Origin of the sequence: Pseudomonas sp. CFBP 13711 (assembly GCF_014842265.1) — a bacterium.
GTDB lineage: Bacteria > Pseudomonadota > Gammaproteobacteria > Pseudomonadales > Pseudomonadaceae > Aquipseudomonas.
In genome coordinates this window covers 49,068-72,183 of sequence record NZ_JACYVI010000014.1, presented here as the reverse complement: position 1 = coordinate 72,183, position 23,116 = coordinate 49,068, and the positions used below count along the sequence as shown (strand labels likewise).

Here is a 23,116-nt window from a genome sequence, read left to right as displayed (position 1 = left end):
TTGGCCATCTTGCCTGGTTATAACAACGGCTCTTCCAAGAGCGAATCACTAAACGCCCCCCTGCTCAACGCCACAAGGAATCCACAGTGAAAAAGATCCTCGCCGCTTCCCTGCTCGCCGCAGGACTGGCTCTGGGCAGCGCTGCACAGGCCGCCGCGCCGTCGCTGCTGAACGTGTCGTATGACGTGATGCGCGACTTCTACAAGGACTACAACGCCGCGTTCCGGAAGCACTGGGAAGCCGAGCACAAGGAAACGGCGGCGATTCAGATGTCCTTCGGCGGGTCGAGCAAGCAGGCGCGGTCGGTGATCGATGGCTTGCCTGCCGATGTCATCACCATGAACATGGCCACTGACATCAATGCGCTGGCCGACAACGGCGAGCTGGTGCCGAAGGACTGGGTCACCCGCCTGCCGAACAACAGCGCGCCGTTCACCTCGGCCACGGTGTTCATCGTGCGCAAGGGCAACCCGAAGGCGCTGAAGGACTGGCCGGACCTGGTCAAGGATGGCGTTGAAGTCGTGGTGCCCAACCCGAAAACCTCGGGCAATGGCCGCTACACCTACCTCTCGGCCTGGGGCTACACGCTGAAAAACGGCGGCGATGAAGCAGCGGCGAAGAAGTTCGTCGGCGAGCTGTTCAGCCACGTGCCGGTGCTCGACACCGGCGGCCGTGGCGCGACCACCACGTTCATGACCAACCACATCGGCGACGTGCTGGTGACTTTCGAAAACGAGGCGGAAATGATCGCCCGCGAGTTTGGTCGTGATCAGTTCGAAGTGGTCTACCCGAGCGTCTCCGCCGAAGCCGAACCGCCCGTCAGCGTCGTGGACAAAGTGGTCGACAAGAAAGGCACCCGCGCCGTGGCCGAGGAATACCTGAAATACCTGTGGTCGCCGGAAGGCCAGGAAATCGCGGCCGCCAACTACCTGCGTCCACGGGACCCCGCAGTGCTGGCCAAATACACCGACCGCTTCCCGAAAGTGGACTTCCTGTCAGTGGAAAAAACCTTCGGCGACTGGCGCACCGTGCAAAAGACCCACTTCAATGACGGTGGGGTGTTTGATCAGATCTACCCGGCCAAATAAAACGCGGTTTTAGACCTACGGCGTGGCTTAGAAAGATCAAGGGCGTCGGCCTAACGGCCTCGGGTTTCGCCTTCGGCGAGTTACTTGGAAAAGCACCCCAAGTAACCAAGGGTGCCTGCTCTCGGTTGGGCCCTTCCTTCGTCAGGGTTCCTTCACTCCGGTCTTGCTCCGTGGGCCCGCGCCGAACGGACATCCATGTCCTGACGGCGCTCTCGCCGCATCCATGCGGCTCGGCCCACTGCGCAAAACCTGCGTTCAGCCTGCACCCAAGTCGCGATGGGTGTCGTCTGGGCGTTATGTGTTTGAAGATCAAGATCAACAGCTTCCCGGCTGAAGCCGGTCCTACAAGTGTGCGCGGTCACTACGACTGTTGATCGTTCCCCCGCTCCGCGTGGGAATGCATCCCGTGACGCTCCGCGTCACTCCCCCGGACTCAAGGCGCGTCGTCTGCGGGACGCAGAGCGTCCGAGGCGGCGTTACCACGCGGAGCGTGGGAACAATCAGAAAAAGTGGCGGCGACCGCGACTGTAGGACCGGCTTCAGCCAGGAAGCTCTTGATCTGCTTTTGATCTTCATACGCAAAAAGCCCAAACACCACAAATCGCGACTTGGGTGCAGGCTGAACGGAGGTCGCGCGCAGTGGGCCGAGCCGCATGGATGCGGCGAGAGCGCCGTCAGGGCATGGATGCCCGTTCGGCGCGGGCCCACGGAGCGGGACCGGAGTGAAGGAACCCTGAGGAACGAAGGGCCAAACCAGGAGCAAGCACCCTTGGTTACTTGGGGTGCTTTTCCAAGTAACTCGCCGAAGGCGAAATGTCTGCCCTTAGGCAGACGCTCTTGATCTTGATCTCGCCGAACCAGGCCTTAATTCCCGAACTGCTTGCTCAACCCCGGCGGCACGCCGCTGGCATCGGTCTCCTGCCAAGGCCCGTTGGGCGAAGTCGACCAGGTCCAGCCGTTGTTCCAGCGGTAATAGGTGCGCTGGCGATAGAACGTATTCGGCACGTTATCCAGCACATGCACACCCAGGCGCGCATCCCAGTGACTGTTGCCACCGGGCGGCGGGGCGAAGTGCGAAGAAGTTTTCGGGCCCGGCGCCGGGATCGGCGTAGACGGCGGCGTCTCTGGCGCCGTGCGCGGGGTGCCGGGCTGCGGCGTCGGCGACGGGCCGGGGATGGTCGGAATCGGCTCGGAACTCTGTGGCCCCGGATGCTGCACCGCACAGGCTGCGGTCAATCCCACCACCAGACTCAACAAGGCAAAACGGGCGACGCGATACATAAGGGCTCTCTACTCGCTGCGTGAACGGGGTTACTGATCGGGGCTGTCGATGGTCAGGGCCTGCAGCGCCGTCACGTTGCTCGGCAACGGCTGGCTGCGACCGATCCATTCCCCCGCCGTGGGCTGACCGGCGCGGGACACCCGGGCCACCAGTTGGACTTCGGCGAAGTTCGACAGTTTCAGCTGCGGCATCATCGCGTCGGCGTCCGTCAGCTCGACCTCCACCGGCAAGTCGGCCACGGTCACGCGCTTGACCGCCAGCGGCGCCGGCGGGCCTGACACCGCACGGGCAAACACAAACACCGTGTCGCCCGGCTGAACCTTGGCTTTCAACGCTTCCGACAGCGTGACGCGCACCTTCAGACGTGCGCCCTGAACCGCCACCGGCTGGGTGTTTTCCAGCGTGCCCCCGCTTTGCACGACCTTGTCGCTGGCCCGTTTGATCCCGCCTTCCAGCGCCCCACGGGACGGATCGTCCGGCGGCAAAACCGCCAGCAAGCGCGTCCAGTAACTCACCGCCTGATCGAACTGCTGGCTCTCGAAGGCGTTGATGCCCATCAGGCCCAGGCTGGTGACTTCCCTGGGGTCGAGCTTCAACGCTTCTTCGGCGATCCCTTGAATCTGCGGCGTCCAGGTTTTGTTGCCAGCGAAATACAGCGCCTGGGCCCACTGACCCAGCAGCTGCGGCTGACGCCCCGCCAGCTTGGCCGCGCGCTCGAACATCCGGGCGGCATCGGCCGGGCGATCCTGGGCCATGTAGGTGCGCGCCAGAAAGTACGCGCTCTCGGCGGAATCCGGTTGTGCCTTGACCGCACGCTCCAGACGCTCGGTCATCTGCGCCAGCGAACCCGGTGGCTGTGAGAACTCCCGGGTCAGCTCGACCTTGTCCGACGCGCCGAAATGCAGATACAGCCCCAACGCCAAGACCGGGACCAGAATCGCCGCCAGCAGCGGCAGCGGCTTGCCCAGGCGCGACACGCGTTCGGCACCCACGCCTTCGGTGTCAGCGAGCAATTCACGCGCAGCCTCGGCACGACCACCGTCCAGTTGCGCCGCCGAGAGCACGCCCTCCTCCTGCTGCGCTTGCAGCTCGGCGATGCGTTCCTGGTACAAGGCGACGTTGAGGGCGGTGCGATCCTCCTCCGTCTGTGCGCGACGGCCGCGCACCACGGGGATCAGCAGGAAACTCAGGGCCACCAGCAACAACAGGCCGGCGGCCATCCAGAAATCGATCATTCGCGGTTTTTATCCAGCAAGTGGGCGAGGCGCTGACGCTCCTCGTCGGAAAGCACATCGGCGTCTTCGCGGATTGAGCGACGACGGCGCACGACGATCACGCCAATCAACACCGCGCCACCCAACAGCAGCCCGGCCGGACCGAACCAGAGCAGCCAGGTGTGGGCATTGAGCTCGGGCTTGTAACGCACGAACTCGCCGTAGCGATCGACCATGAAATCGATGATCTGCTGATTGCTCTGGCCTTCGCCGAGCATGCGGTAGATCTCTTTGCGCAGGTCGGCGGCGATGGGCGCATTGGAATCGGCGATGTCCTGATTCTGGCATTTCGGGCAGCGCAGCTCGCGGGTCAGCTCGGAATAGCGCGCACGCTCGGCGTCGTCCTTGAAGGTGTAGGCATCAATCGCTGCCTGGGCCACACCTGCAAAGCCCAATGCCAATACCGCAGCAGCCGCCAGCCGCCGCACTCCCTTCAGCAGCAAGCCAGCAGACACACCCCCAATCCCCTGTGGGAGCGAGCTTGCTCGCGAAGAGGTCCTAACATTCGACACATCTCCATGGGCTGAACTTACGCCTTCGCGAGCAAGGTGGATCGCCACCCCGGTCGCTCCCACAAAAGCTCCATCGCCGTCAGCAGGCACACCGCGCAAACCCTGTGGGAGCGAGCTTGCTCGCGAAGAGGCCCTTAAAGCCGCTACATCTCCTGCGCCTGAACCTACGCATTCGCGAGCAAGCTCGGCTCCCACATGGACGTCATCGTCGGGGGAAATGGAGTCTGGCATAACAGCCTTGTCATCAAGCAAGGTCATTGCTTGCCCTCATCCACCAGCGCCTGATACTGGCCCGCCAGCTTTTCACGCCACACGGTCTCGTCAATCACGCCCACATGCTTGTAGCGAATGACGCCCTTGGCATCGATCAAAAAAGTCTCCGGCGCGCCATACACACCCAGGTTCAAACCCAGGCTGCCGGCTTCATCATTGATGTTCAGCTGATACGGATCGTGAAAATCCTTGAGCCACTTCTGCGCATCGGCATTCACATCCTTGTAATTGACCCCATAAATCACCACGCCCTGCTGCGCGAGTTTGGTCAGCACCGGATGCTCGTCGCGGCAGGCCACGCACCAGGTGCCCCAGACATTGACCAGCGCCGGTTTGCCCAGCAGGTCGGCGCGGCTCAGCGGCTTGCCGTCCTGCACCGCAGGCAAGCTGAATTCAGGGAATGGCTTGCCGATCAGCGCCGACGGCAATTCCGACGGATCCAGGTACAAGCCGCGGTACAGCAACCCCGCCATGCCGAGAAACAACACCAGCGGCAGCAGCAACATCCAGCGCTTCATACCGCCGCTCCCGTCATGCCCAGTGCGTCACGCACTCTCGCGCGGACTTTGACGCGATAACGTTTGTCCAGCGCCGCCAGCAACCCGCCCAGTGCGGTAATCAGCCCGCCAAACCAGATCCAGCGCACGAACGGCTTGACGTGGACACGCACCGCCCACGCGCCGTTTTCCAGCGGTTCGCCCAGCGCCACGTACAGATCGCGAGTGAAACCGGCGTCGATGCCGGCCTCGGTCATCATCGAACGCTGCACGGTGTACAGGCGCTTTTCCGGGTGCAGCACAGTGATTTCCTGGCCGTCTTTCAGCACGCGAAGGGTTCCGCGGTCGGAGGTGAAATTCGGGCCCTGGTAATGCTGGGCGCCCTCGAACACGAACATATAGCCACCCAGCTCCACCGACTCGCCGGGTGCCATGCGCAGGTCACGTTCGGCACTGTTCTGGCTGGACAACACCACGCCCAGGGCCAGCACCGCGATGCCGAGGTGCGCCACTTGCATGCCCCAGTAACTGCGGGTCAGTGAGCGCATGCCTTTGAGCAGGCCTTTGTGCCGCGTCTTGTCGAACAGGTCGCGCACCCCGGCCAGCAACACCCAGGCCGCGAGCAGGCAGGTGGCAAGCACCGCCCAGTGGAAGTCGGCCATGGCAAAACCGGCGATCACTGCCAGCACCGCGCTGCCGACCAATACCGGCGCGAGCATGCTCAACAGCCACTTGACCGGCGTGTCCTTCCAGCGCACCAGCACGCCCACGGCCATGACTGCCATGAGCAAGCCCATCAGCGGCACGAACAACGCATTGAAATACGGAGGGCCGACCGACATCTTCGCCCCGCTCAACGCATCCAGCACCAGCGGGTACAGCGTGCCGAGCAGAATCATCGACGCCGCCACCACCAGCACCAGGTTATTGCCCAGCAGCAAGGTTTCCCGCGACCACAGGCCGAAGCCGACGTGGCTTTTCACCACCGGCGCGCGGATGGCGAACAGGGTCAGTGAGCCGCCGACCACCATCAACAGGAAGATCAGGATGAAGACGCCACGGGCCGGGTCGGAGGCAAAAGCGTGCACGGACGTCAGCACGCCCGAGCGCACGAGGAAGGTGCCGAGCAGGCTCAGTGAAAACGCCGCGATGGCCAGCAGCACGGTCCAGCTCTTGAACACGCCGCGCTTTTCGGTGACCGCCAGCGAGTGAATCAGCGCAGTGCCCACCAGCCACGGCATGAACGAGGCGTTTTCCACCGGGTCCCAGAACCACCAGCCGCCCCAGCCGAGCTCGTAATAGGCCCACCACGAGCCGAGGGTGATGCCGATGCCGAGGAAGGCCCAGGCGACGATGGTCCACGGCCGCGACCAGCGCGCCCACGCCGCATCAAGGCGACCGCCGAGCAAGGCGGCGATGGCAAAGGCGAATGCCACGGAAAAACCGACGTAACCCATGTAGAGCATCGGCGGGTGGACGATCAGGCCGATGTCCTGCAGCAGCGGGTTGAGGTCGCGCCCGTCCTGGGGAATCTGCGGCAGGATGCGGCTGAACGGGTTGGAGGTGAGGATCAGAAACAACAGAAAGCCGACGCTGATCATCCCCATCACCGCCAACACGCGGGCGAGCATGACCTGGGGCAACTGTCGGGAAAAGATCGACACAGCGAAGGTCCAGCCGCCGAGGATCAGCGCCCAGAGCAGCAACGACCCTTCGTGTGCGCCCCAGACGGCGCTGAATTTGTAGTACCAGGGCAACGCGCTGTTGGAGTTTTCGGCGACATAGGCCACGGAAAAGTCGTCGACCATGAACGAATGGGTCAGGCAGCCGAAGGCAAACACCAGAAAGGCAAACTGCCCCCACGCGGCGGGCTGGGCGAGGCTCATCCACAGACGGTCGCCGCGCCAGGCGCCCAGCAGCGGCACGATGGCCTGCACGAGGGCGAAGCACAGGGCCAAAATCATGGCCAGATGGCCGAGTTCGGGAATCATCGTTTACCCCTGTTTGTCCGGGAGAGCGGCGGGCGTGGCGGCGGGCGCGGGCTGGCCGCTGTCTTTCAGCGCTTTCGCGACTTCGGGCGGCATGTATTTTTCGTCGTGTTTGGCCAGCACTTCATCGGCAACGACCACACCGTCAGCATTGAGTTTGCCGAGGGCGACGATGCCCTGCCCTTCACGGAACAGGTCCGGCAGGATGCCGCGATAGGTGATGGGCACCGACTTGTTGAAATCGGTGACGGCAAAGGTGACATCCAGCGAATCCGACGAGCGCTGCAGCGAACCCTGGACGACCATGCCACCGGCGCGAATCCGTGTGTCACGGGGCGCTTCGCCGTCGGCGATCTGGGTCGGGGTGTAGAACAGGTTGATGTTTTCCTTCAGCGCGCTGAGTGCAAGGCTGACCGCGATGCCGACCCCGGCGAGGATCGCCACGATGATCAACAGGCGCTTTTTTCGCAGCGGATTCACGTGATGCTCTCCCGGCGCAGACGACGCGCCTCTTGTTGCAGGTAACGCCGACGCGCGACAACCGGTGCCAGGACGTTGATCGCCAGCACGGTGAAACAGATGCCATAGGCCGACCAGACGTAAAGCCCGTGCTTGCCCATGGCGAGAAAATCGCTGAAAGACTCGAAGCTCATCGTTCGGCTCCGTTGCTCGGAGGCGCTGGGTGGCCAAGGTGCTTCATCAATACCTCCTTGACCCAACCGGCCCTGGCCTCGCGCTTGAGCACTTCCAGGCGCATACGCATGAGCAGCACCGCGCCGAAGAAGCAGTAAAACCCGAGCACGGTGAACAGCAGCGGCAGCCACATTTCAGCGGGCATGGCCGGCTTTTCCGTCAGGCTGAAGGTCGCGCCCTGGTGCAGGGTGCTCCACCATTCCACCGAATACTTGATAATCGGGATGTTGATCACGCCAACAATGGCCAGCACGGCGCAGGCCTTGGCGGCGCTGTCGCGGTTGGTGATGGCGTTGCCCAGCGCGATCAGGCCGAAATACAGAAACAGCAAAATAAGCATCGACGTCAGCCGCGCATCCCAGACCCACCACGAGCCCCACGTCGGCTTGCCCCAGATCGCGCCGGTGACCAGCGCCAGGGCGGTCATCCACGCACCGATGGGCGCTGCGCATTGCAGGGCGACATCGGCCATCTTCATCTTCCAGACCAGCCCCACCACGCCGCACACGGCCATCATCACGTAGCAGGACTGAGCCAGCATCGCCGCTGGCACGTGGATATAAATGATGCGAAAGCTGTTGCCTTGCTGGTAGTCAGGGGGCGCGAACGCCAGGCCCCAGACCACGCCGATGGCGATCAACAGCGCCGCAGCGATGCTCAGCCACGGCAGCAGACGGCCGCTGATGCCGTAAAACCATTTGGGCGAACCGAGTTTGTGGAACCAGGCCCAACTCATGCCGCCTTTAGCCTTGGCGCTTGTGTTCATCTCGCTGCCTTTTCATCACGGTGCTTTCATCACGGTGCTTGTTATCACAGTGCGTCTCAGCCAGAGGCGCTGTCAGGGCAAGGCGCTTCTTATGGCTGAAGCGTCCGGGACCTGCCGACGGAAAAACTGTCCGCTCGGTCAGGGTGCGATTATTCGCCAACGCTGATCTTCAAACCAGCGGCAATTGCAAAGGGCGTCAGGGTTACCGCCAGTGCCGTCAGGCTGCCAAGCCAAAGCAGATAACCGGTCGCGGGCATGCCCTCAAGTGCAGCCTGGAGGGCGCCGCTACCGAGAATCAGCACCGGGATGTACAGCGGCAGAATCAACAACGCCAGCAGCAAACCGCCGCGCTTGAGCCCTACGGTCAAGGCCGCACCCACCGCGCCGAGCAGGCTCAGCACCGGCGTGCCCAGCAGCAGCGACAGCAGCAACACCGGCAAACACGCAGTGGGCAGGCCCAGCATCAGCGCCAGCAGCGGCGACAGCAACACCAGCGCCAGCCCGGAAAACGCCCAGTGCGCCAGCACTTTGGCCAGCACCAGCAGCTCCAGCGGCTGCGACGACAGCACCCACTGTTCGAGGGAGCCGTCTTCGAAATCGCTGCGGAACAGGCCGTCCAGCGACAGCAGCACGGACAACAGCGCGGCCACCCACACCAACCCTGGCGACAGGCGCTGCAGCAGTTGCGTGTCAGGGCCGACGGCCAGGGGAAACAGCGCGATGACGATGGCGAAGAACACCAGCGGGTTAAGCAGCTCGGCCGGGCGCCGAAACAGCAGGCGCGCTTCCCGGGCGATCAGCAGGGTAAACACCTGACTCATGCCGCCCACTGCCCCAGGTCCAGATCGCGATAACCTGCGGGTGTGCGGCTCAGCGTGTGGTGCGTGGTCAGCACCACGGCGCCGCCGTTTTCACAGTGAGCCGTTAGGTGCGCTTCGAGTTGCGCGACGCCCTGTTTGTCCAGCGCGGTGAAGGGTTCGTCGAGCATCCACAGGCCGGGGCCGGGCAAATACAGGCGGGCCAGTGCGACGCGGCGGCGCTGGCCGGCCGACAGGGTGTGACACGGCACGTCTTCAAAGCCGCGCAGGCCGACCGCTTCGAGGGCGCGCCAGATGTCGGCGGCGTCCACGGGCGTGTGCAGCGCGCAGAGCCAGGCGAGGTTTTCCAGGGGGGTGAGTAAATCTTTGATGCCGGCAGCGTGGCCGATCCACAGCAGGTGGCGAGTCAGTTCAGCGCGTTGACTGGCGAGGGGTTTGCCGTCCAGCAGCACGCTGCCGGCGGTGGGCTGCATCAGCCCGCACAACAGGCGCAGCAGGCTGGTCTTGCCGCTGCCGTTGGGGCCGCTGATCTGCACCATATCACCCGCGCTCAACCGCAATTCGAGATGCTCGAACAGCAGGCGCCAGTCACGCTCGCAAGTCAGCGCCACGGCTTCAAGAACGGGGATCGGCATGGGGACCTTCTTTTCGGTGGCAGCGGCACGGCGGTTCAAGTCGGGATCATGACGGCCGTTATACTGATGCAGCTTAACGGTGGACCGCCGACGCAGTCGGTGCCGGATTATACATACCCGGCCCCGCCACTCAGAGCGCAAATTTACCGAGTCGGGATCTGATGACAGGCGATATACCCAATCTTTCTCCAGTAGCAGCGGCCACGGCCTTGCTGCGCGCAGGCGTACCGGCGGGCGAAGTGCTCAAGCTGATGGAGCCGCGCGAAGGGCTGTTGACCTCGGGTCAGGTGGCCAGCGCTGAAGTGGTGAGTCTCAAGCAACTGGGGCAGGACTTTCAGCTGTTGCTCAAACTGACCATGGACAACGGCCGGCAAACCACCCTCCCCGTCAGCAGTTCGCTGCCGCTGACGCCCGGCACCAGCGTCAACGTCGCCCAGGGTTCCGCCGACACGCTGACCATCAGCGTGCTGGACCTGCAGAAAGCCGTCACCAACAGCCTCACCAGCATCGACACGCGGCAACTGCCCGCTGGCACGCTGCTGCAAGGCAAAGTGCTGACCACGCAAGTCGCGGCGCAGAATGTCGCGCAGTTGGCGGGGCAATCCCTCGGGCAATCCTCAGCCAGCGCGCAGCCAGCCAATTACCGTTCCATCGTCATACTCCTTAACACAGCCCTGGCCGGCACCAGCCTGACCGTCGACAGCCCGCAGCCGTTGCGGGTCGGCAGTCTGCTCAGCGCCCAGGTGCAGAACAGTCAGGCGCTGAATTTCGTCGCCCTGCCCAATCGTCTGGACGAACTGGCCCTGGCGCAGCAGCTGTCGACGCAGCAAAGCCGTCAGGGCTCGCTGCAGGGCCTGATCACGGCGTTGCAAAACATGCCGCCGCCGGCTGCCGATGGCGACGATCTTTCGCCGTCGCTGCGGGCCAGCATCGAGCAACTGCTGGCCGATCTGCCGGACATTCCGCAGATGACCACCGCCAAGGGCGTCGCCCAGGCGCTGAATGCCAGCGGGCTGTTCATGGAGTCACGCTTGCTCGCCGGGCAGAACCCGACGCTGGTGCCGGACATGAAAGCCAATCTGCTGCGGCTGGTCACACAACTCCTGCCGGGGCTGCCGGGCAACGTCAGTTATGACGCTGCTGCCGCCGGCAATACCCTGGCGCGGGCCATGCCCAGCGTGTTGCGCAGCGCTTTCGGCACCCTGGGGCTGGTGGCGCCGCCGAGCGATACGATCAACTTTCCATTACCACCGCGCACCCTCGGCCATCCGGAGAGCAAGGACGACCTGGAGATGCTGTTGAAGCTGGCGGCAGGGGCGATTTCGCGCCTGCAGAGCCATCAACTGGGCGGCCTGGAGCAGACCCGCACCAATGCCGACGGCACCCAGGTGACCACGTGGCAGCTGGAGATTCCTATGCGCAACGCCCACGACATCGTGCCGTTGCAAGTCAAGGTTCAGCGCGAGGAAACGCCTGAGCGCGACGAGCATTCCGACACGCCAGTGCAGGAAGCCAAGGAGCGAGAAAAGCTCTGGCGGTTGGAGCTGGCGTTTGATCTGGAGCCCCTCGGCCCGTTGCAAGTGCAGGCGCAACTGATTGCCGGCAGCATCGCCAGCCAGTTGTGGGCGGAACGCGAAGGCAGCGCCGAGTTGATTTCCAGCGAGCTGGATAATCTGCGTGCGCGGTTGGTGGCGTGCGGTCTGAACGTCAAGGAACTGGAGTGCAACCGTGGCGTGCCGCCCCAAGGGCCACGGACCGTGCTCGAACAACGCTGGATCGACGAGAACGCCTGATGAGCAAACCCGAACAGACCCCGCGTCAGGCCATTGCCCTGAGCTACGACGGCCACCAGGCCCCGACGCTGACGGCCAAGGGCGATGACAGCCTGGCGGAAGCCATTCTGGCGATCGCCCGGGAGTACAAGGTGCCGATCTACGAAAACGCCGAACTGGTAAAAATGTTCGCCCGCCTGGAATTGGGCGACAGCATCCCCCAGGAGCTGTACCTGACCATCGCCGAAATCATCGCGTTTGCCTGGCACCTGAAAGGCAAGTTTCCGGTGGGCTTCGACCCGAATGCCGGGCCGGTGGAGCGGGATATCACACCGCGTTGAGTGGAGGCCCGCCCGCGGCCGACGCCACGCGGTCGCTCGGCTAACACTGCCCCTGTGGGAGTGAGCTTGCTCACGAAGAGGCCGGGACATCCGCTAAAAATGCAGCGGTTGAAAAGTCCAATTCGCGAGCAAGCTCGCTCCCACATGACGGTGGGCTGACTCAAAATCGCCGGTTGTTGCAAGACCTGTGGGAGTGAGCTTGCTCACGAAGAGGCCGGGGCATTCAGCCACTGCCTCGGGGGCTGAAAGTAAGCCTTCGCGAGTAAGCTCGACTCCCACGGGAGGGTGGCTCGGCTCGAAATCTTCGGTTGTAGGAGGACCTGTGGGAGTGAGCTTGCTCACGAAGAGGCCGGTACATTCAGCCACTTTCTCTGGGGCTGAAAGTAAGTCTTCGCGAGCAAGCTCGACTCCCACGGGAGGGTGATTCGGCTCGGGATTTCCGCTTGTTGCAGGACCGGTGGGAGTGAGCTTGCTCACGAAGAGGCCGGTACATTCAGCCGCTTTCTCGGGGACTGAAAGTACGCCTTCGCGAGCAAGCTCGACTCCCACGGGAGGGTGATTCAGCTCGGGATTTCCGGTTGTTGCAGGACCTGTGGGAGTGAGCTTGCTAACGAAGAGGCCGGTACATTCAGCCACTTTCGCTGGGGCTGAAAGTAAGTCTTCGCGAGCAAGCTCGACTCCCACGGGAGGGTGATTCAGCTCGGGATTTCCGGTTGTTGCAGGACCTGTGGGAGTGAGCTTGCTCACGAAGAGGCCGGGACATTCAGCCACTTTCTCGGGGACTGAAAGTAAGTCTTCGCGAGCAAGCTCGACTCCCACGGGAGGGTGATTCAGCTCGGGATTTCCGGTTGTTGCAGGGCCTGTGGGAGTGACCGGGGTGGCGCTCCACCTTGCTCACGAAGAGGCCGGGGCATTCAGCCACTGCCTCGGGGGCTGAAAGTAAGCCTTCGCGAGCAAGCTCGACTCCCACGGGAGGGTGATTCGGCTCGGGATTTCCGGTTGTTGCAGGACCTGTGGGAGTGACCGGGGTGGCGCTCCACCTTGCTCTCGAAGAGGCCGGGACATTCAGCCACTTTCTAGGGGGCTGAAAGTAAGCCTTCGCGAGCAAGCTCGACTCCCACCGGAGGGTGATTCGGCTCGGGATTTCCGGTTGTTGCAGGACCTGTTGGAGTGACCGGGGTGGCGCTCCACCTTGCTCACGAAGAGGCCGGTACATCCGCTAAAAATGCAGCGGTTGAAAGACCCTGTTCGCGAGCAAGCTCACTCCTACAGTTCATGTATCGGCAGATAATTCCGCGGTGTCGTCATGGTGGGTGGGACTGAGCGTGCACGCGAAGCAGCGACGACAGCCCCCTCACCTACCGATTATGACCATGCACCTTGGTCATCAACTGCGCTTCGGCCTGGGTCAGGCCGCAGGACTGGGTGAGTTCGTCGATGCTGGCGCCCATGCCGACCAGGCGGGCGGCCTGGGCGAAGGACAGGGTCGAGGGATCGCGCTGCTCGAGGGCAGTGATCTTGTCCGGCAACAGCGCGATGATGGAACGCAACTCGTGCAGTTCCTCGCCCATTCTCACCGTTCCGCTCTGGTAATTTTCCAGGCGCCGGGCCAGCTCGCGGATGCGCTGGTCACGCAGCGAATCCGCCTCCAGCTGCTGCGTGGCCAGGGTGCGCAGGCGCTTGGTGTGGGCCATGAACATCACGACGCTCACGACCCACAACACCGCCAGAAAAATAACCGCCACATCGAGAATCAATCAGATGTTCTCCAGCTCGGACCACTCTTCCTCGGACATCATTTTGTCCAGTTCCACAAGGATCAGCAGTTCGCCGTTCTTGTTGCAGACGCCCTGGATGAACTTGGCGGATTCGTCGTTGCCCACGTTCGGCGCGGTTTCGACTTCCGACTGACGCAGGTAAACCACTTCAGCCACGCTATCGACCAGGATCCCGACCACTTGCTTGTCGGCCTCGATGATCACGATACGCGTGTTGTCGCTGACTTCAACCGGCGGCAGACCAAAGCGCTGACGGGTGTCGATGACAGTGACGACGTTACCGCGCAGGTTGATGATCCCCAGCACGTAGCTTGGCGCGCCCGGCACCGGAGCGATCTCGGTGTAGCGCAGCACTTCCTGAACCTGCATCACGTTGATGCCATACGACTCGTTGTCCAGGCGGAAGGTGACCCATTGCAGAATCGGATCTTCGGAACCCTGTGCTGACGACTTCTTCATACCCCTAACCCCTTGCGTGTTGTGCCGTGCGGTCGACGTTTCGTACGCCGGCCTGTGTTGATCTGATGATGTTTATTGATGCGTCTTCATCTGCTTGACCGCGCCACTGGCAATCAGCTCGGCCAGCTCGGAAACGTCCAGCAGCGCACACATGTGCTCGATCACCGTCCCGGCAAGCCAGGGTCGCTGACCACGATGGGTGCGCCATTTGATTTCATTGGGGTCCAGGCGCAACGAGCGGCTGACCTGATGCACCGCCAGCCCCCATTCATAGCCCTGAACCGAAATAACGTATTGCAGGCCCTGACGGAAATCGTCGCGGTACCGGTCCGGCATGATCCAGCGCGCCGTGTCGAGCACCTTCAGGTTGCCGGCCTGGCTCGGCAGGATCCCGAGGAACCAGTCCGGCTGACCGAACAGCGGCGTCAAGTCATGGCCGGCCAACGGGTAAATCGAACCCAGGCACACCAGTGGCACCGCGAGGGTCAGACCGGCGACGTCGAACAAGAGGCATTCGAACGGCTCGGCCGCCCAGGCCGGGCGTTCATCGCCAGTGGGCGGCGGCGTCGGTGTGCGCTGGGCAGACAGATGCACGTCGACCACCGGCTCGACCAGCGCCGTTGGCGGTTCTTCCACCACCAGAGCCTCAACCACAGGCGCTTCAACGACCGGCTCAACCAGCGGAACGATGGCGGGCGGCAGAATCACCGGTGGCATAACGACCGGACGTTCCATCACCCGCGCGGCGGCCGGTTCAGGCTGAGCCGTATAGGCGAGCGAGACCGGCGCAGGCCGGCTCACGGGAGCAGGCTGCGACGCCGGCAACGCAGGGGGCAGCGCAGCAGCCACCGCTGCCGCAACGGCAGAACGCATGCGTGCGTCGTGGGCCTGCTCTTCGAGCACGGCCGCTTGAAATTCATCGACGGACTCGACGGCCTCCAGCTCCTCGGTCGCGTCATGCAGCAACGCGTCCAGGTAGTTCTGCAGCGCCAGTTGTGGTCGTGAAGCGATGTCCAGGGGGCGGTTCATACGGGAGCCCGAAAAGTAGTGATGCGATTGCCGCCTGATACAGCTATCGGCTGCATAGCCGATGGACTTGAGCGTGCAGGCGCGCCGCTCGGCAAATAATGATCAGCGGACACTAGGCGACCTGCCCGACAAGCTGTTCGGTGAGCATGTGCTTGAGCAACGCGCGGTAAGCCAGCACGCCACGGCTCTTGTTGTCGAACTGCGAGGGGGTCACACCGGCGCGGCTGGCATCGCGCAACCGGGTGTCCACCGGAATGAACGCATTCCAGACGTGCTCCGGGTAACTGTCGCGCAGCAGCTTGAGGGTGCTCATCGACGCCTGGGTGCGACGGTCGAACAGCGTCGGCACGATGGTGTACGGCAGCGGCACCTTGCGCGAGCGGTTGATCATCGCCAGCGTGTTGACCATGCGCTCCAGGCCCTTCACCGCGAGGAATTCGGTCTGCACCGGGATCGCCAGTTGCTGGCTGGCCGCCAGCGCGTTGACCATCAAGACGCCGAGCAACGGCGGGCTGTCGATGATCGCGTAATCAAAGTCCTGCCACAGCTGCGCCAGACTCCTGGCAATCACCAGCCCCAGCCCGCTCTGCCCCGGCGACTGGCGCTCAAGGGTGGCCAGCGCGGTGCTCGACGGCAGCAGGGAAATGCGTTTGTCACTGGTGGGCAGCAGCAGTTGGCCAGGCAAACCGTCCGGCACCACGCCCTTGTTGAGGAACAGGTCGAAGCTGCTGTGCTCCAGCGTATCGGGATCTTGCCCGAAATAGCTGGTCATCGAGCCGTGGGGATCGAGGTCCACCACGACCACGCGCTTGCCCGCCTCTGCCAGCAAGCCGGCTAAAGCGATGGAGGTGGTGGTCTTGCCGACCCCGCCTTTCTGATTGGCTACTGCCCAGACTCTCATGTACTCGTTTTCCCCCCGACCAAAGCGACGACCGGGTTTAAGGGGCAGATGACGAAGATTTGACGCCTTGCGGCGGCTTGGCCGGGACCGGTGCAGTTTGTGTGCCAGCACGACGCAGCGCCGCATCGGGTTTTGCGCTGGCCGTGGTGCCCGAGCCCGTGAGGCTGCGGCGCACGTCCAGGTTGCGCGAGATCACCAGCACCACGCGGCGGTTGCGGGCGCGGCCATCGGCGGTGGCATTCGAGGTCAGCGGCTGGAACTCGCCGTAGCCGACCGAGGCCAGCCGCGCCGGGTTGATCCCGTCCATGGCCAGCATGCGCACGATGCTCGACGAGCGCGCCGACGACAGCTCCCAGTTGGTCGGGAACTGCCCGGTGTTGATCGGCTGGTTATCGGTGAAGCCTTCGACGTGCACCGGGTTATCGAACGGCTTGATGATCTTCGCGACCTTGTCGATCAGGTCAAACGCCTGATTGCTCGGCATCGCGTCGCCGCTGCCGAACAGCAGGCTGGAATTGAGTTCGATCTCGATCCACAGCTCGTTGCCGCGCACGGTCATCTGTTTGGAAGCGATCAGGTCGCCGAACGCCGCGTTGACGTCATCGGCAATGGATTTGAGCGGGTCGTCTGCAGCCTGGCCCAGCGCGGCGTCGGTCTGCTCGCTGTCCTGAACCAGCGGATCGGCGGGTCTCACGGTCTGCGGCTTCTGCTCGCCGATGGGGATCGGTTTGACGCTGCGCTCGGGCTCATTGAACACCCCGACCAGCGCCTCGGACAGCACTTTGTATTTGCCTTCGTTCAGCGACGAGATGGAATACATGACCACGAAGAAAGCGAACAGCAAGGTGATGAAGTCCGCGTAGGACACCAGCCAGCGTTCGTGGTTTTCGTGCTCTTCCTGGTGACGTCGGCGGGCCATCAGTCCATCACTCCATGAAGCCTTGCAGCTTCAGTTCGATCGAGCGCGGGTTCTCGCCTTCGGCAATCGACAGCAGGCCTTCAAGGAGCATTTCCCGATAGCGCGACTGACGGATCGCCACGGCCTTGAGCTTGTTGGCCACCGGCAGAAGAATCAGGTTGGCGGAGGCAACGCCATAAATGGTCGCGACGAACGCCACGGCAATGCCGCTGCCCAGTTGGTTGGGATCGGCCAGGTTGCCCATAACGTGGATCAGGCCCATGACGGCACCGATGATGCCGACCGTTGGCGCGTAACCGCCCATGCTTTCGTAGACCTTCGCGGCCTGAATGTCGCGGCTTTCCTGAGTGATGAAATCCACTTCCAGAATGCCGCGTATGGCCGCCGGTTCAGCGCCGTCGACCAGCAGCTGAAGGCCTTTGCGCGAATAGGCATCGGGCTCCGAATCCGCCACGGCTTCGAGGCCGAGCAAGCCCTCTTTGCGCGCGGTGAGGCTCCAGGACACGACGCGATCAATGCCGCCCGCCAGATCGATACGCGGCGGAAACAGAATCCAGATGAAGATCTGCATCGCCCGCTTGAACGCGCTCATGGGCGTCTGCAGCAGGCAGGCCGCCAGCGTACCGCCGAGCACGATCAGCGCGGCCGGACCGTTGAGCAAGGCGCCCAGGTGCCCGCCTTCGAGGAAGTTGCCGCCAATGATCGCGACGAACGCCAGAATGATCCCTATGAGCGTCAAGACATCCATCAGCTGCAGGCCTCCACCAGGTGGCGCCCGATGTCGTCGAGGCTGTAGACGGCGTCGGCCAGTTCGGCTTTGACGATCGCCATGGGCATGCCGTAAATCACGCAGCTGGCTTCGTCCTGGGCCCAGATCTGGCTGCCGCTCTGCTTGAGCAGACGCGCGCCTTCACGGCCGTCAGCGCCCATCCCGGTGAGGACGACCGCGAGGACTTTGTCGCTGTAGGATTTTGCCGCCGAGCCAAAGGTGATGTCGACGCAGGGCTTGTAGTTCAGGCGCTCGTCCCCCGGCAGGATTTTCACCGCGCCGCGACCATCGACCATCATCTGTTTGCCGCCAGGGGCCAGCAGTGCAAGACCGGGGCGCAGGATGTCACCGTCCTCGGCTTCCTTGACGCTGATGCGGCACAGCTTGTCGAGGCGCTCGGCGAAGGCTTTGGTGAAGGCGGCCGGCATGTGCTGGATCAGCACGATGGGCGCCGGAAAGTTGGCCGGCAGTTGGGTCAGAACGCGCTGCAAGGCCACCGGACCGCCGGTAGACGTGCCGATCGCCACCAGTTTGTAGGCTTTGCGCTTGGGCGCAGCCGACGTCGGCGCGTGGTGATGGGACGCCGCTGCAGGCTGCTGCGACGCCGGCGCGGCTGAACGCGCAGGCGCAGGGGCTGGCGCCGGACGCGATGGTCGCGCTTCGGCAGCCGTGCTGCGCGGTGCAGCGGGCGCAGCAGACGGCGCGGGCGCCGAGGTGGCAGAAGGCGTGCTGCCGTAACCGCTGAAACGACGATTGCTGCGCGAGATGCTGTGCACTTTCTCGCATAACATCTGTTTGACCTTCTCGGGGTTGCGCGAGATGTCTTCGAAATTCTTGGGCAGGAAATCCACCGCCCCAGCGTCCAGCGCATCGAGTGTGACTCGGGCGCCTTCGTGGGTCAGGGAAGAGAACATCAACACCGGGGTCGGGCAACGCTGCATGATGTGACGGACCGCGGTAATGCCATCCATCATCGGCATTTCGTAGTCCATGGTGATCACGTCGGGCTTGAGGGCCAGGGCTTGGTCAATGGCTTCCTTGCCATTGGTGGCGGTACCGACCACCTGGATCGTGGGATCCGAGGAGAGAATTTCCGAGACACGACGTCGGAAAAAACCCGAATCGTCCACGACGAGAACCTTGACTGCCATAAACACTCCAAAGAGCGCGCGCCACCCTGAGGGGCCGCACGCCCTGAATCACGTAGCTTGGGTCACATTGGCAAAACGAGACAGGCCAGTGGGACCGGTTTTCGCGCTTAAAACGAGACCGGGTCTATTTGTAGGACCAGCGTTAGCCGGGAAGGCGTCGGGTATCACACCGAAAGATCAAGGGTGTTCACCCTGCCCTCTTCCCGGCTGAAGCCGGTCCCACTGAAAAACCTCGCAAGGCGCCCTCCGCATGCTGTTAGTGGGACCGGCTTTAGCCGGGAAGGCGTCGGGTGTCACACCGGAAAATCCAGAGTGTCCCCACCGGCCTCTTCCCGGCTAAAGCCGGTCCCACCAAAAATCGAAAGCCGCCCTACCGAAGCCGATCCTGCTTAACCAATCCGTCGGGCCGCATAGCGCTTGAGCATGCTCGGGACATCGAGAATCAGTGCGATACGGCCGTCACCGGTGATAGTTGCGCCCGACATGCCTGGCGTGCCTTGCAGCATTTTGCCCAGCGGCTTGATCACCACTTCTTCCTGGCCGACCAACTGATCCACCACGAAGCCGATGCGTTGCGTGCCTACCGACAGAATGACCACGTGGCCTTCGCGCTGCTCCTCGTGAGCCGCCGAGCTGATCAGCCAGCGCTTGAGGTAAAACAACGGCAGCGCCTTGTCGCGCACGATCACCACTTCCTGACCGTCGACGACGTTGGTGGTCGACAGGTCCAGGTGGAAGATCTCGTTGACGTTGACCAGCGGGAACGCGAAGGCCTGGTTGCCCAGCATGACCATCAGCGTCGGCATGATCGCCAGGGTCAGCGGCACCTTGATGATGATCTTCGAACCCAGGCCTTTGGTGGAATTGATGCTGATCGAGCCGTTGAGCTGGGCGATCTTGGTTTTCACCACGTCCATGCCCACGCCACGCCCGGACACATCGGAAATCTCGGTCTTGGTCGAGAAGCCCGGCGCGAAGATCAGGTTGTAGCAGTCGGTGTCGCTGAGGCGATCCGCTGCATCCTTGTCCATCACGCCACGCTTGACCGCGATGGCACGCAGGACCGCAGGGTCCATGCCTTTGCCGTCATCGGAAATCGACAGCAGGATGTGATCGCCTTCCTGTTCGGCGGCCAGAATCACACGACCGTTCCGGGACTTGCCCGACGCCTCGCGCTCTTCCGGCGACTCGATACCGTGATCGACCGCGTTGCGCACCAAGTGGACCAGCGGGTCGGCAAGGGCCTCGACGAGGTTCTTGTCCAGGTCGGTTTCTTCACCCACCAGTTCAAGGCTGATTTCTTTCTTCAACTGACGCGCCAGATCGCGAACCAGTCGCGGGAAGCGACCGAACACTTTCTTGATCGGCTGCATGCGGGTCTTCATGACCGCGGTCTGCAGGTCAGCGGTGACCACGTCCAGGTTGGACACGGCCTTGGACATGGCTTCATCGGCGCTGTTGGCACCCAGGCGGACCAGGCGGTTACGCACCAGCACCAGTTCGCCGACCATGTTCATGATTTCATCCAGCCGCGCGGTGTCGACGCGCACGGTGGTTTCCGCTTCAGAGGGCGGTTTTTCGCTGGGCGCCGGAGCAGCAGCGCGAGCTGGTGCCGGTGCAGCAGCCGGTGCAGCTTTGGCCGGCGCTGCAGCAGCAGGCGTCGCTTTGGCCGGTTCGGCGTTGGCGGGCTCGGGCTTCTTGGTCGGTGCCGCTGCGGCCGGCGCTGCAGGTGCGCCGGCAGCCACGGCAGGTTCGAACTTGCCTTTGCCGTGCAACTGATCCAGCAGGTCTTCGAATTCGTTGTCGGTGATCTCGTCCGACGCAGCGGCTTTCGACGCAGCGGCGGGCGCAACCGGCGCGGCAGGTGCAGCGGCAGCAGGTGCCGCAGCGCCAGGAGCCGCAGCGCCGACGGCGTCCGGTGAGAACGAGCCTTTGCCGTGCAACTGATCCAGCAGCGACTCGAATTCGTCGTCAGTGATTTCGTCACTGGCCGGTGCGGCAGACGGCGTCACAGCCGCTGGCGGTTGCATCGCATCAACGGCGAACTGGCCTTTGCCATGCAGCTGATCGAGGAGTGATTCGAATTCGGCGTCAGTGATTTCATCGCTGGCCGCAGCGCCAGCCGGCGCAGCGGGAGCCGCTGCCGCCGGCGCTGCTGCAACGGGTGCCGGGGCGACAGGCGCAGACGGAGCCGGCGCACCTGCCGCTTGCGCCTTGACGGCGTTCAGCGAATCCAGGAGCTGTTCGAATTCCAGATCGGTGATGTCCTCGGACGGCGCTTCAGCGACCGGCTCTTCAACCACCACCGGTGCCGCAGCGATTTCTTCTGCCGAGGCAGGCTCGGCCAGGCGAGCCAGCGCGGCCAGCAATTCAGGCGTGGCCGGGGTGACGGCAGAACGCTCGCGCACCTGACCGAACATGCTGTTGACGGTGTCGAGTGCTTCGAGCACCACGTCCATGAGCTCCGAGTCGACGCGACGCTCACCCTTGCGCAGGATGTCGAACACGTTCTCGGCGATGTGACAGCATTCAACCAGCTCGTTGAGCTGGAGGAAGCCGGCGCCCCCTTTTACAGTGTGAAAACCGCGAAAAATTGCATTGAGCAGGTCCGCATCGTCAGGCCGGCTTTCCAGCTCGACCAACTGCTCTGACAACAGCTCGAGAATCTCGCCGGCCTCTACCAGAAAATCCTGAAGGATTTCTTCATCGGCGCCGAAGCTCATTGGGGGGTGCTCCTAAAATTAACCGTCAAACCGATCCGGAGGCTGCACTGACGGCCTGCGCGCATTGCTTTCGTCGAAGCATTGGCGCACGGGTCCAGCAGCCACTTTCACAGAAAACCTGAAGTCCGAGACAGAATGACCGAATCAGAATCCGAGGCTGGATAGCAGATCGTCAACATCATCCTGTCCGGATACAACGTCTTCACGTTTATCGGCATGAATCTGCGGACCTTCACCCTTGGAGTGAAGTTTTTCTTGTTCTTTTTGCTGACGGAACATTTCCTGGTCGTGCTCGATGCCCGCGAAGCGGTCCACCTGGCTCGCCATGAGCACCAGCTTGAGCAGATTGCGCTCGACTTCCGTGACCAGCGTGGTCACGCGCTTGATCACCTGACCGGTGAGGTCCTGGTAATCCTGAGCCAGCAGAATGTCGTTCAGGTGCGCAGAGACCTCGGTGGTCTCCTTCTCGCTGCGGGTCAGGAACACATCGACGCGGCGGGCCAGATCACGAAACTCTTCGGCGCTGATCTCGCGGCGCATGAAGCGTCCCCAATCGGCGCTCAACGACTTGGCGTCTTCAGTGAGCCCGTGCATCAACGGCGTGCTCAGCTCTACCAGATCCATGGTCCGGTTCGCCGCGTTTTCAGTCAGCCTGACGACGTACGACAGCCGCTCGGTGGCGTCGGTGATCTGGGAGACCTCCTCGGCCTGCGGCATGTTCGGGTCGATCTGGAAGTTGACGATCGCGCTGTGCAGCTCGCGCGTCAGTTTGCCGACTTCCTGATACAGGCCGCGGTCGCGGGTCTGGTTAAGCTCATGGATCAGTTGCACGGCGTCGCCGAACTTGCCTTTTTCAAGGCTCGCGACCAGCTCTTGTGCGTGTTTCTTCAGGGTTGACTCAAAGTCACCCATTGTCGAATCTTTGGAATCCATAGCGCCCTCGCAGCGGACATCAGCTATTGACGCGCTCGAATATCTTTTCGATTTTTTCTTTGAGCACTTGCGCGGTGAACGGCTTCACCACGTAGCCGTTCACACCGGCCTGAGCGGCTTCGATGATCTGCTCGCGCTTGGCTTCGGCAGTGACCATCAGCACCGGCAGGCTGCGCAGACGCTCGTCGGCACGCACCTGACGCAACAGGTCGATGCCGGACATGCCCGGCATGTTCCAGTCAGTGACGAGGAAGTCAAAAGCGCCGCTTTGCAGCATCGGCAATGCGGTGAGTCCGTCATCTGCTTCGGCCGTGTTGGTGAACCCAAGGTCACGCAACAGGTTTTTTATGATCCGCCGCATCGTTGAGAAGTCATCAACGATGAGGATTTTCATGTTCTTGTCCAATTCGACCTCCAAGCAGTCTTTAACGCGTTCAGCACCTGAACGCGCGTTCAATCAATACCGGCTGTGCCGAACATCAAGAGGGGGTGGAATCGACCGAAACAAGCGCAGC

At 62.8% G+C, this 23,116-nt stretch carries 23 protein-coding genes; 3 read left to right on the top strand and 20 right to left on the bottom strand.

What is annotated here, in order from left to right:
* Positions 1 to 86 precede the first annotated feature (86 nt).
* Positions 87 to 1,088, top strand: coding sequence for a sulfate ABC transporter substrate-binding protein (locus IFT47_RS22515; RefSeq protein ID WP_192174174.1), 1,002 nt, complete (start codon positions 87 to 89; stop codon positions 1,086 to 1,088).
* 864 nt (positions 1,089 to 1,952) lie between these two features.
* Here the strand turns inward: IFT47_RS22515 and IFT47_RS22510 are convergent.
* The 10 genes from IFT47_RS22510 to ccmA all read right to left on the bottom strand — a co-directional run bounded on the left by IFT47_RS22510 (position 1,953) and on the right by ccmA (position 9,826).
* The gene (locus IFT47_RS22510) at positions 1,953 to 2,369 is read right to left on the bottom strand and encodes a hypothetical protein (protein ID WP_192174173.1); all 417 of its coding nucleotides are present in this window, start codon (positions 2,367 to 2,369) and stop codon (positions 1,953 to 1,955) included.
* Positions 2,370 to 2,399: 30 nt separating this feature from the next.
* Complete coding sequence (ccmI, locus tag IFT47_RS22505; RefSeq protein WP_192174172.1) at positions 2,400 to 3,605, bottom strand: c-type cytochrome biogenesis protein CcmI; 1,206 nt, start codon at positions 3,603 to 3,605, stop codon at positions 2,400 to 2,402.
* A complete protein-coding gene (locus IFT47_RS22500; protein ID WP_192174246.1) occupies positions 3,602 to 4,072 on the bottom strand; it encodes a cytochrome c-type biogenesis protein CcmH in 471 nt (156 codons plus the stop codon). Before IFT47_RS22500 ends, ccmI begins: the two co-directional genes overlap by 4 nt.
* Before the next feature lie 338 nt (positions 4,073 to 4,410).
* Positions 4,411 to 4,947 carry a DsbE family thiol:disulfide interchange protein gene (locus IFT47_RS22495; protein ID WP_192174171.1) on the bottom strand — a complete coding sequence of 179 codons (537 nt, stop codon included), beginning with the start codon at positions 4,945 to 4,947 and terminating at the stop codon, positions 4,411 to 4,413.
* On the bottom strand, positions 4,944 to 6,917 hold the full coding sequence (locus IFT47_RS22490; protein WP_192174170.1) for a heme lyase CcmF/NrfE family subunit: 1,974 nt from the start codon (positions 6,915 to 6,917) through the stop codon (positions 4,944 to 4,946). The genes IFT47_RS22495 and IFT47_RS22490 overlap by 4 nt, the downstream gene beginning before the upstream one ends.
* 3 nt (positions 6,918 to 6,920) lie before the next feature.
* Positions 6,921 to 7,394: a cytochrome c maturation protein CcmE gene (gene ccmE / locus IFT47_RS22485; RefSeq protein WP_192174169.1), complete on the bottom strand. Its 474-nt coding sequence runs from the start codon at positions 7,392 to 7,394 to the stop codon at positions 6,921 to 6,923.
* Positions 7,391 to 7,567, bottom strand: a complete 177-nt coding sequence (gene ccmD, locus IFT47_RS22480; protein ID WP_122536811.1) for a heme exporter protein CcmD — start codon at positions 7,565 to 7,567, stop codon at positions 7,391 to 7,393. Before ccmD ends, ccmE begins: the two co-directional genes overlap by 4 nt.
* Positions 7,564 to 8,343: a heme ABC transporter permease gene (locus IFT47_RS22475; protein WP_192174245.1), complete on the bottom strand. Its 780-nt coding sequence runs from the start codon at positions 8,341 to 8,343 to the stop codon at positions 7,564 to 7,566. Before IFT47_RS22475 ends, ccmD begins: the two co-directional genes overlap by 4 nt.
* 179 nt (positions 8,344 to 8,522) lie before the next feature.
* A complete protein-coding gene (ccmB, locus tag IFT47_RS22470) occupies positions 8,523 to 9,194 on the bottom strand; it encodes a heme exporter protein CcmB (RefSeq protein WP_192174168.1) in 672 nt (223 codons plus the stop codon).
* Positions 9,191 to 9,826: a cytochrome c biogenesis heme-transporting ATPase CcmA gene (gene ccmA, locus IFT47_RS22465; RefSeq protein ID WP_192174167.1), complete on the bottom strand. Its 636-nt coding sequence runs from the start codon at positions 9,824 to 9,826 to the stop codon at positions 9,191 to 9,193. Before ccmA ends, ccmB begins: the two co-directional genes overlap by 4 nt.
* Positions 9,827 to 9,987: 161 nt before the next feature.
* On the opposite strand from ccmA, the gene fliK reads away from it, so the two are divergent.
* Both fliK and IFT47_RS22455 read left to right on the top strand, forming a co-directional pair.
* Positions 9,988 to 11,619 carry a flagellar hook-length control protein FliK gene (gene fliK, locus IFT47_RS22460; protein ID WP_192174166.1) on the top strand — a complete coding sequence of 544 codons (1,632 nt, stop codon included), beginning with the start codon at positions 9,988 to 9,990 and terminating at the stop codon, positions 11,617 to 11,619.
* Positions 11,619 to 11,939 carry an EscU/YscU/HrcU family type III secretion system export apparatus switch protein gene (locus IFT47_RS22455; RefSeq protein ID WP_192174165.1) on the top strand — a complete coding sequence of 107 codons (321 nt, stop codon included), beginning with the start codon at positions 11,619 to 11,621 and terminating at the stop codon, positions 11,937 to 11,939. Before fliK ends, IFT47_RS22455 begins: the two co-directional genes overlap by 1 nt.
* Positions 11,940 to 13,297: 1,358 nt before the next feature.
* Here the strand turns inward: IFT47_RS22455 and IFT47_RS22450 are convergent.
* The 10 genes from IFT47_RS22450 to IFT47_RS22405 all read right to left on the bottom strand — a co-directional run bounded on the left by IFT47_RS22450 (position 13,298) and on the right by IFT47_RS22405 (position 22,995).
* The gene (locus IFT47_RS22450; RefSeq protein WP_192174163.1) at positions 13,298 to 13,696 is read right to left on the bottom strand and encodes a DUF2802 domain-containing protein; all 399 of its coding nucleotides are present in this window, start codon (positions 13,694 to 13,696) and stop codon (positions 13,298 to 13,300) included.
* Positions 13,697 to 14,176 (bottom strand): chemotaxis protein CheW, encoded by a 480-nt coding sequence (locus IFT47_RS22445; RefSeq protein ID WP_065987319.1) that lies wholly within the window; start codon positions 14,174 to 14,176, stop codon positions 13,697 to 13,699. It lies immediately after the preceding gene.
* A 72-nt stretch (positions 14,177 to 14,248) separates the two neighbouring features.
* Positions 14,249 to 15,205, bottom strand: coding sequence for a CheW domain-containing protein (locus tag IFT47_RS22440; protein WP_192174162.1), 957 nt, complete (start codon positions 15,203 to 15,205; stop codon positions 14,249 to 14,251).
* A gap of 112 nt (positions 15,206 to 15,317) precedes the next feature.
* A complete protein-coding gene (locus IFT47_RS22435; RefSeq protein WP_192174161.1) occupies positions 15,318 to 16,106 on the bottom strand; it encodes a ParA family protein in 789 nt (262 codons plus the stop codon).
* Between the two features lie 37 nt (positions 16,107 to 16,143).
* Complete coding sequence (motD, locus tag IFT47_RS22430; protein ID WP_192174160.1) at positions 16,144 to 17,025, bottom strand: flagellar motor protein MotD; 882 nt, start codon at positions 17,023 to 17,025, stop codon at positions 16,144 to 16,146.
* A 7-nt stretch (positions 17,026 to 17,032) separates the two neighbouring features.
* Positions 17,033 to 17,773 carry a flagellar motor protein gene (locus IFT47_RS22425; protein WP_133775877.1) on the bottom strand — a complete coding sequence of 247 codons (741 nt, stop codon included), beginning with the start codon at positions 17,771 to 17,773 and terminating at the stop codon, positions 17,033 to 17,035.
* Positions 17,773 to 18,945, bottom strand: coding sequence for a protein-glutamate methylesterase/protein-glutamine glutaminase (locus IFT47_RS22420; RefSeq protein ID WP_192174159.1), 1,173 nt, complete (start codon positions 18,943 to 18,945; stop codon positions 17,773 to 17,775). Before IFT47_RS22420 ends, IFT47_RS22425 begins: the two co-directional genes overlap by 1 nt.
* A gap of 389 nt (positions 18,946 to 19,334) precedes the next feature.
* Positions 19,335 to 21,668, bottom strand: a complete 2,334-nt coding sequence (locus IFT47_RS22415; protein ID WP_192174158.1) for a chemotaxis protein CheA — start codon at positions 21,666 to 21,668, stop codon at positions 19,335 to 19,337.
* Between the two features lie 144 nt (positions 21,669 to 21,812).
* Positions 21,813 to 22,601: a protein phosphatase CheZ gene (locus tag IFT47_RS22410; protein ID WP_192174157.1), complete on the bottom strand. Its 789-nt coding sequence runs from the start codon at positions 22,599 to 22,601 to the stop codon at positions 21,813 to 21,815.
* Positions 22,602 to 22,620: 19 nt separating this feature from the next.
* Complete coding sequence (locus IFT47_RS22405) at positions 22,621 to 22,995, bottom strand: chemotaxis response regulator CheY (protein WP_172612850.1); 375 nt, start codon at positions 22,993 to 22,995, stop codon at positions 22,621 to 22,623.
* Between the last annotated feature and the right edge of the window lie 121 nt (positions 22,996 to 23,116).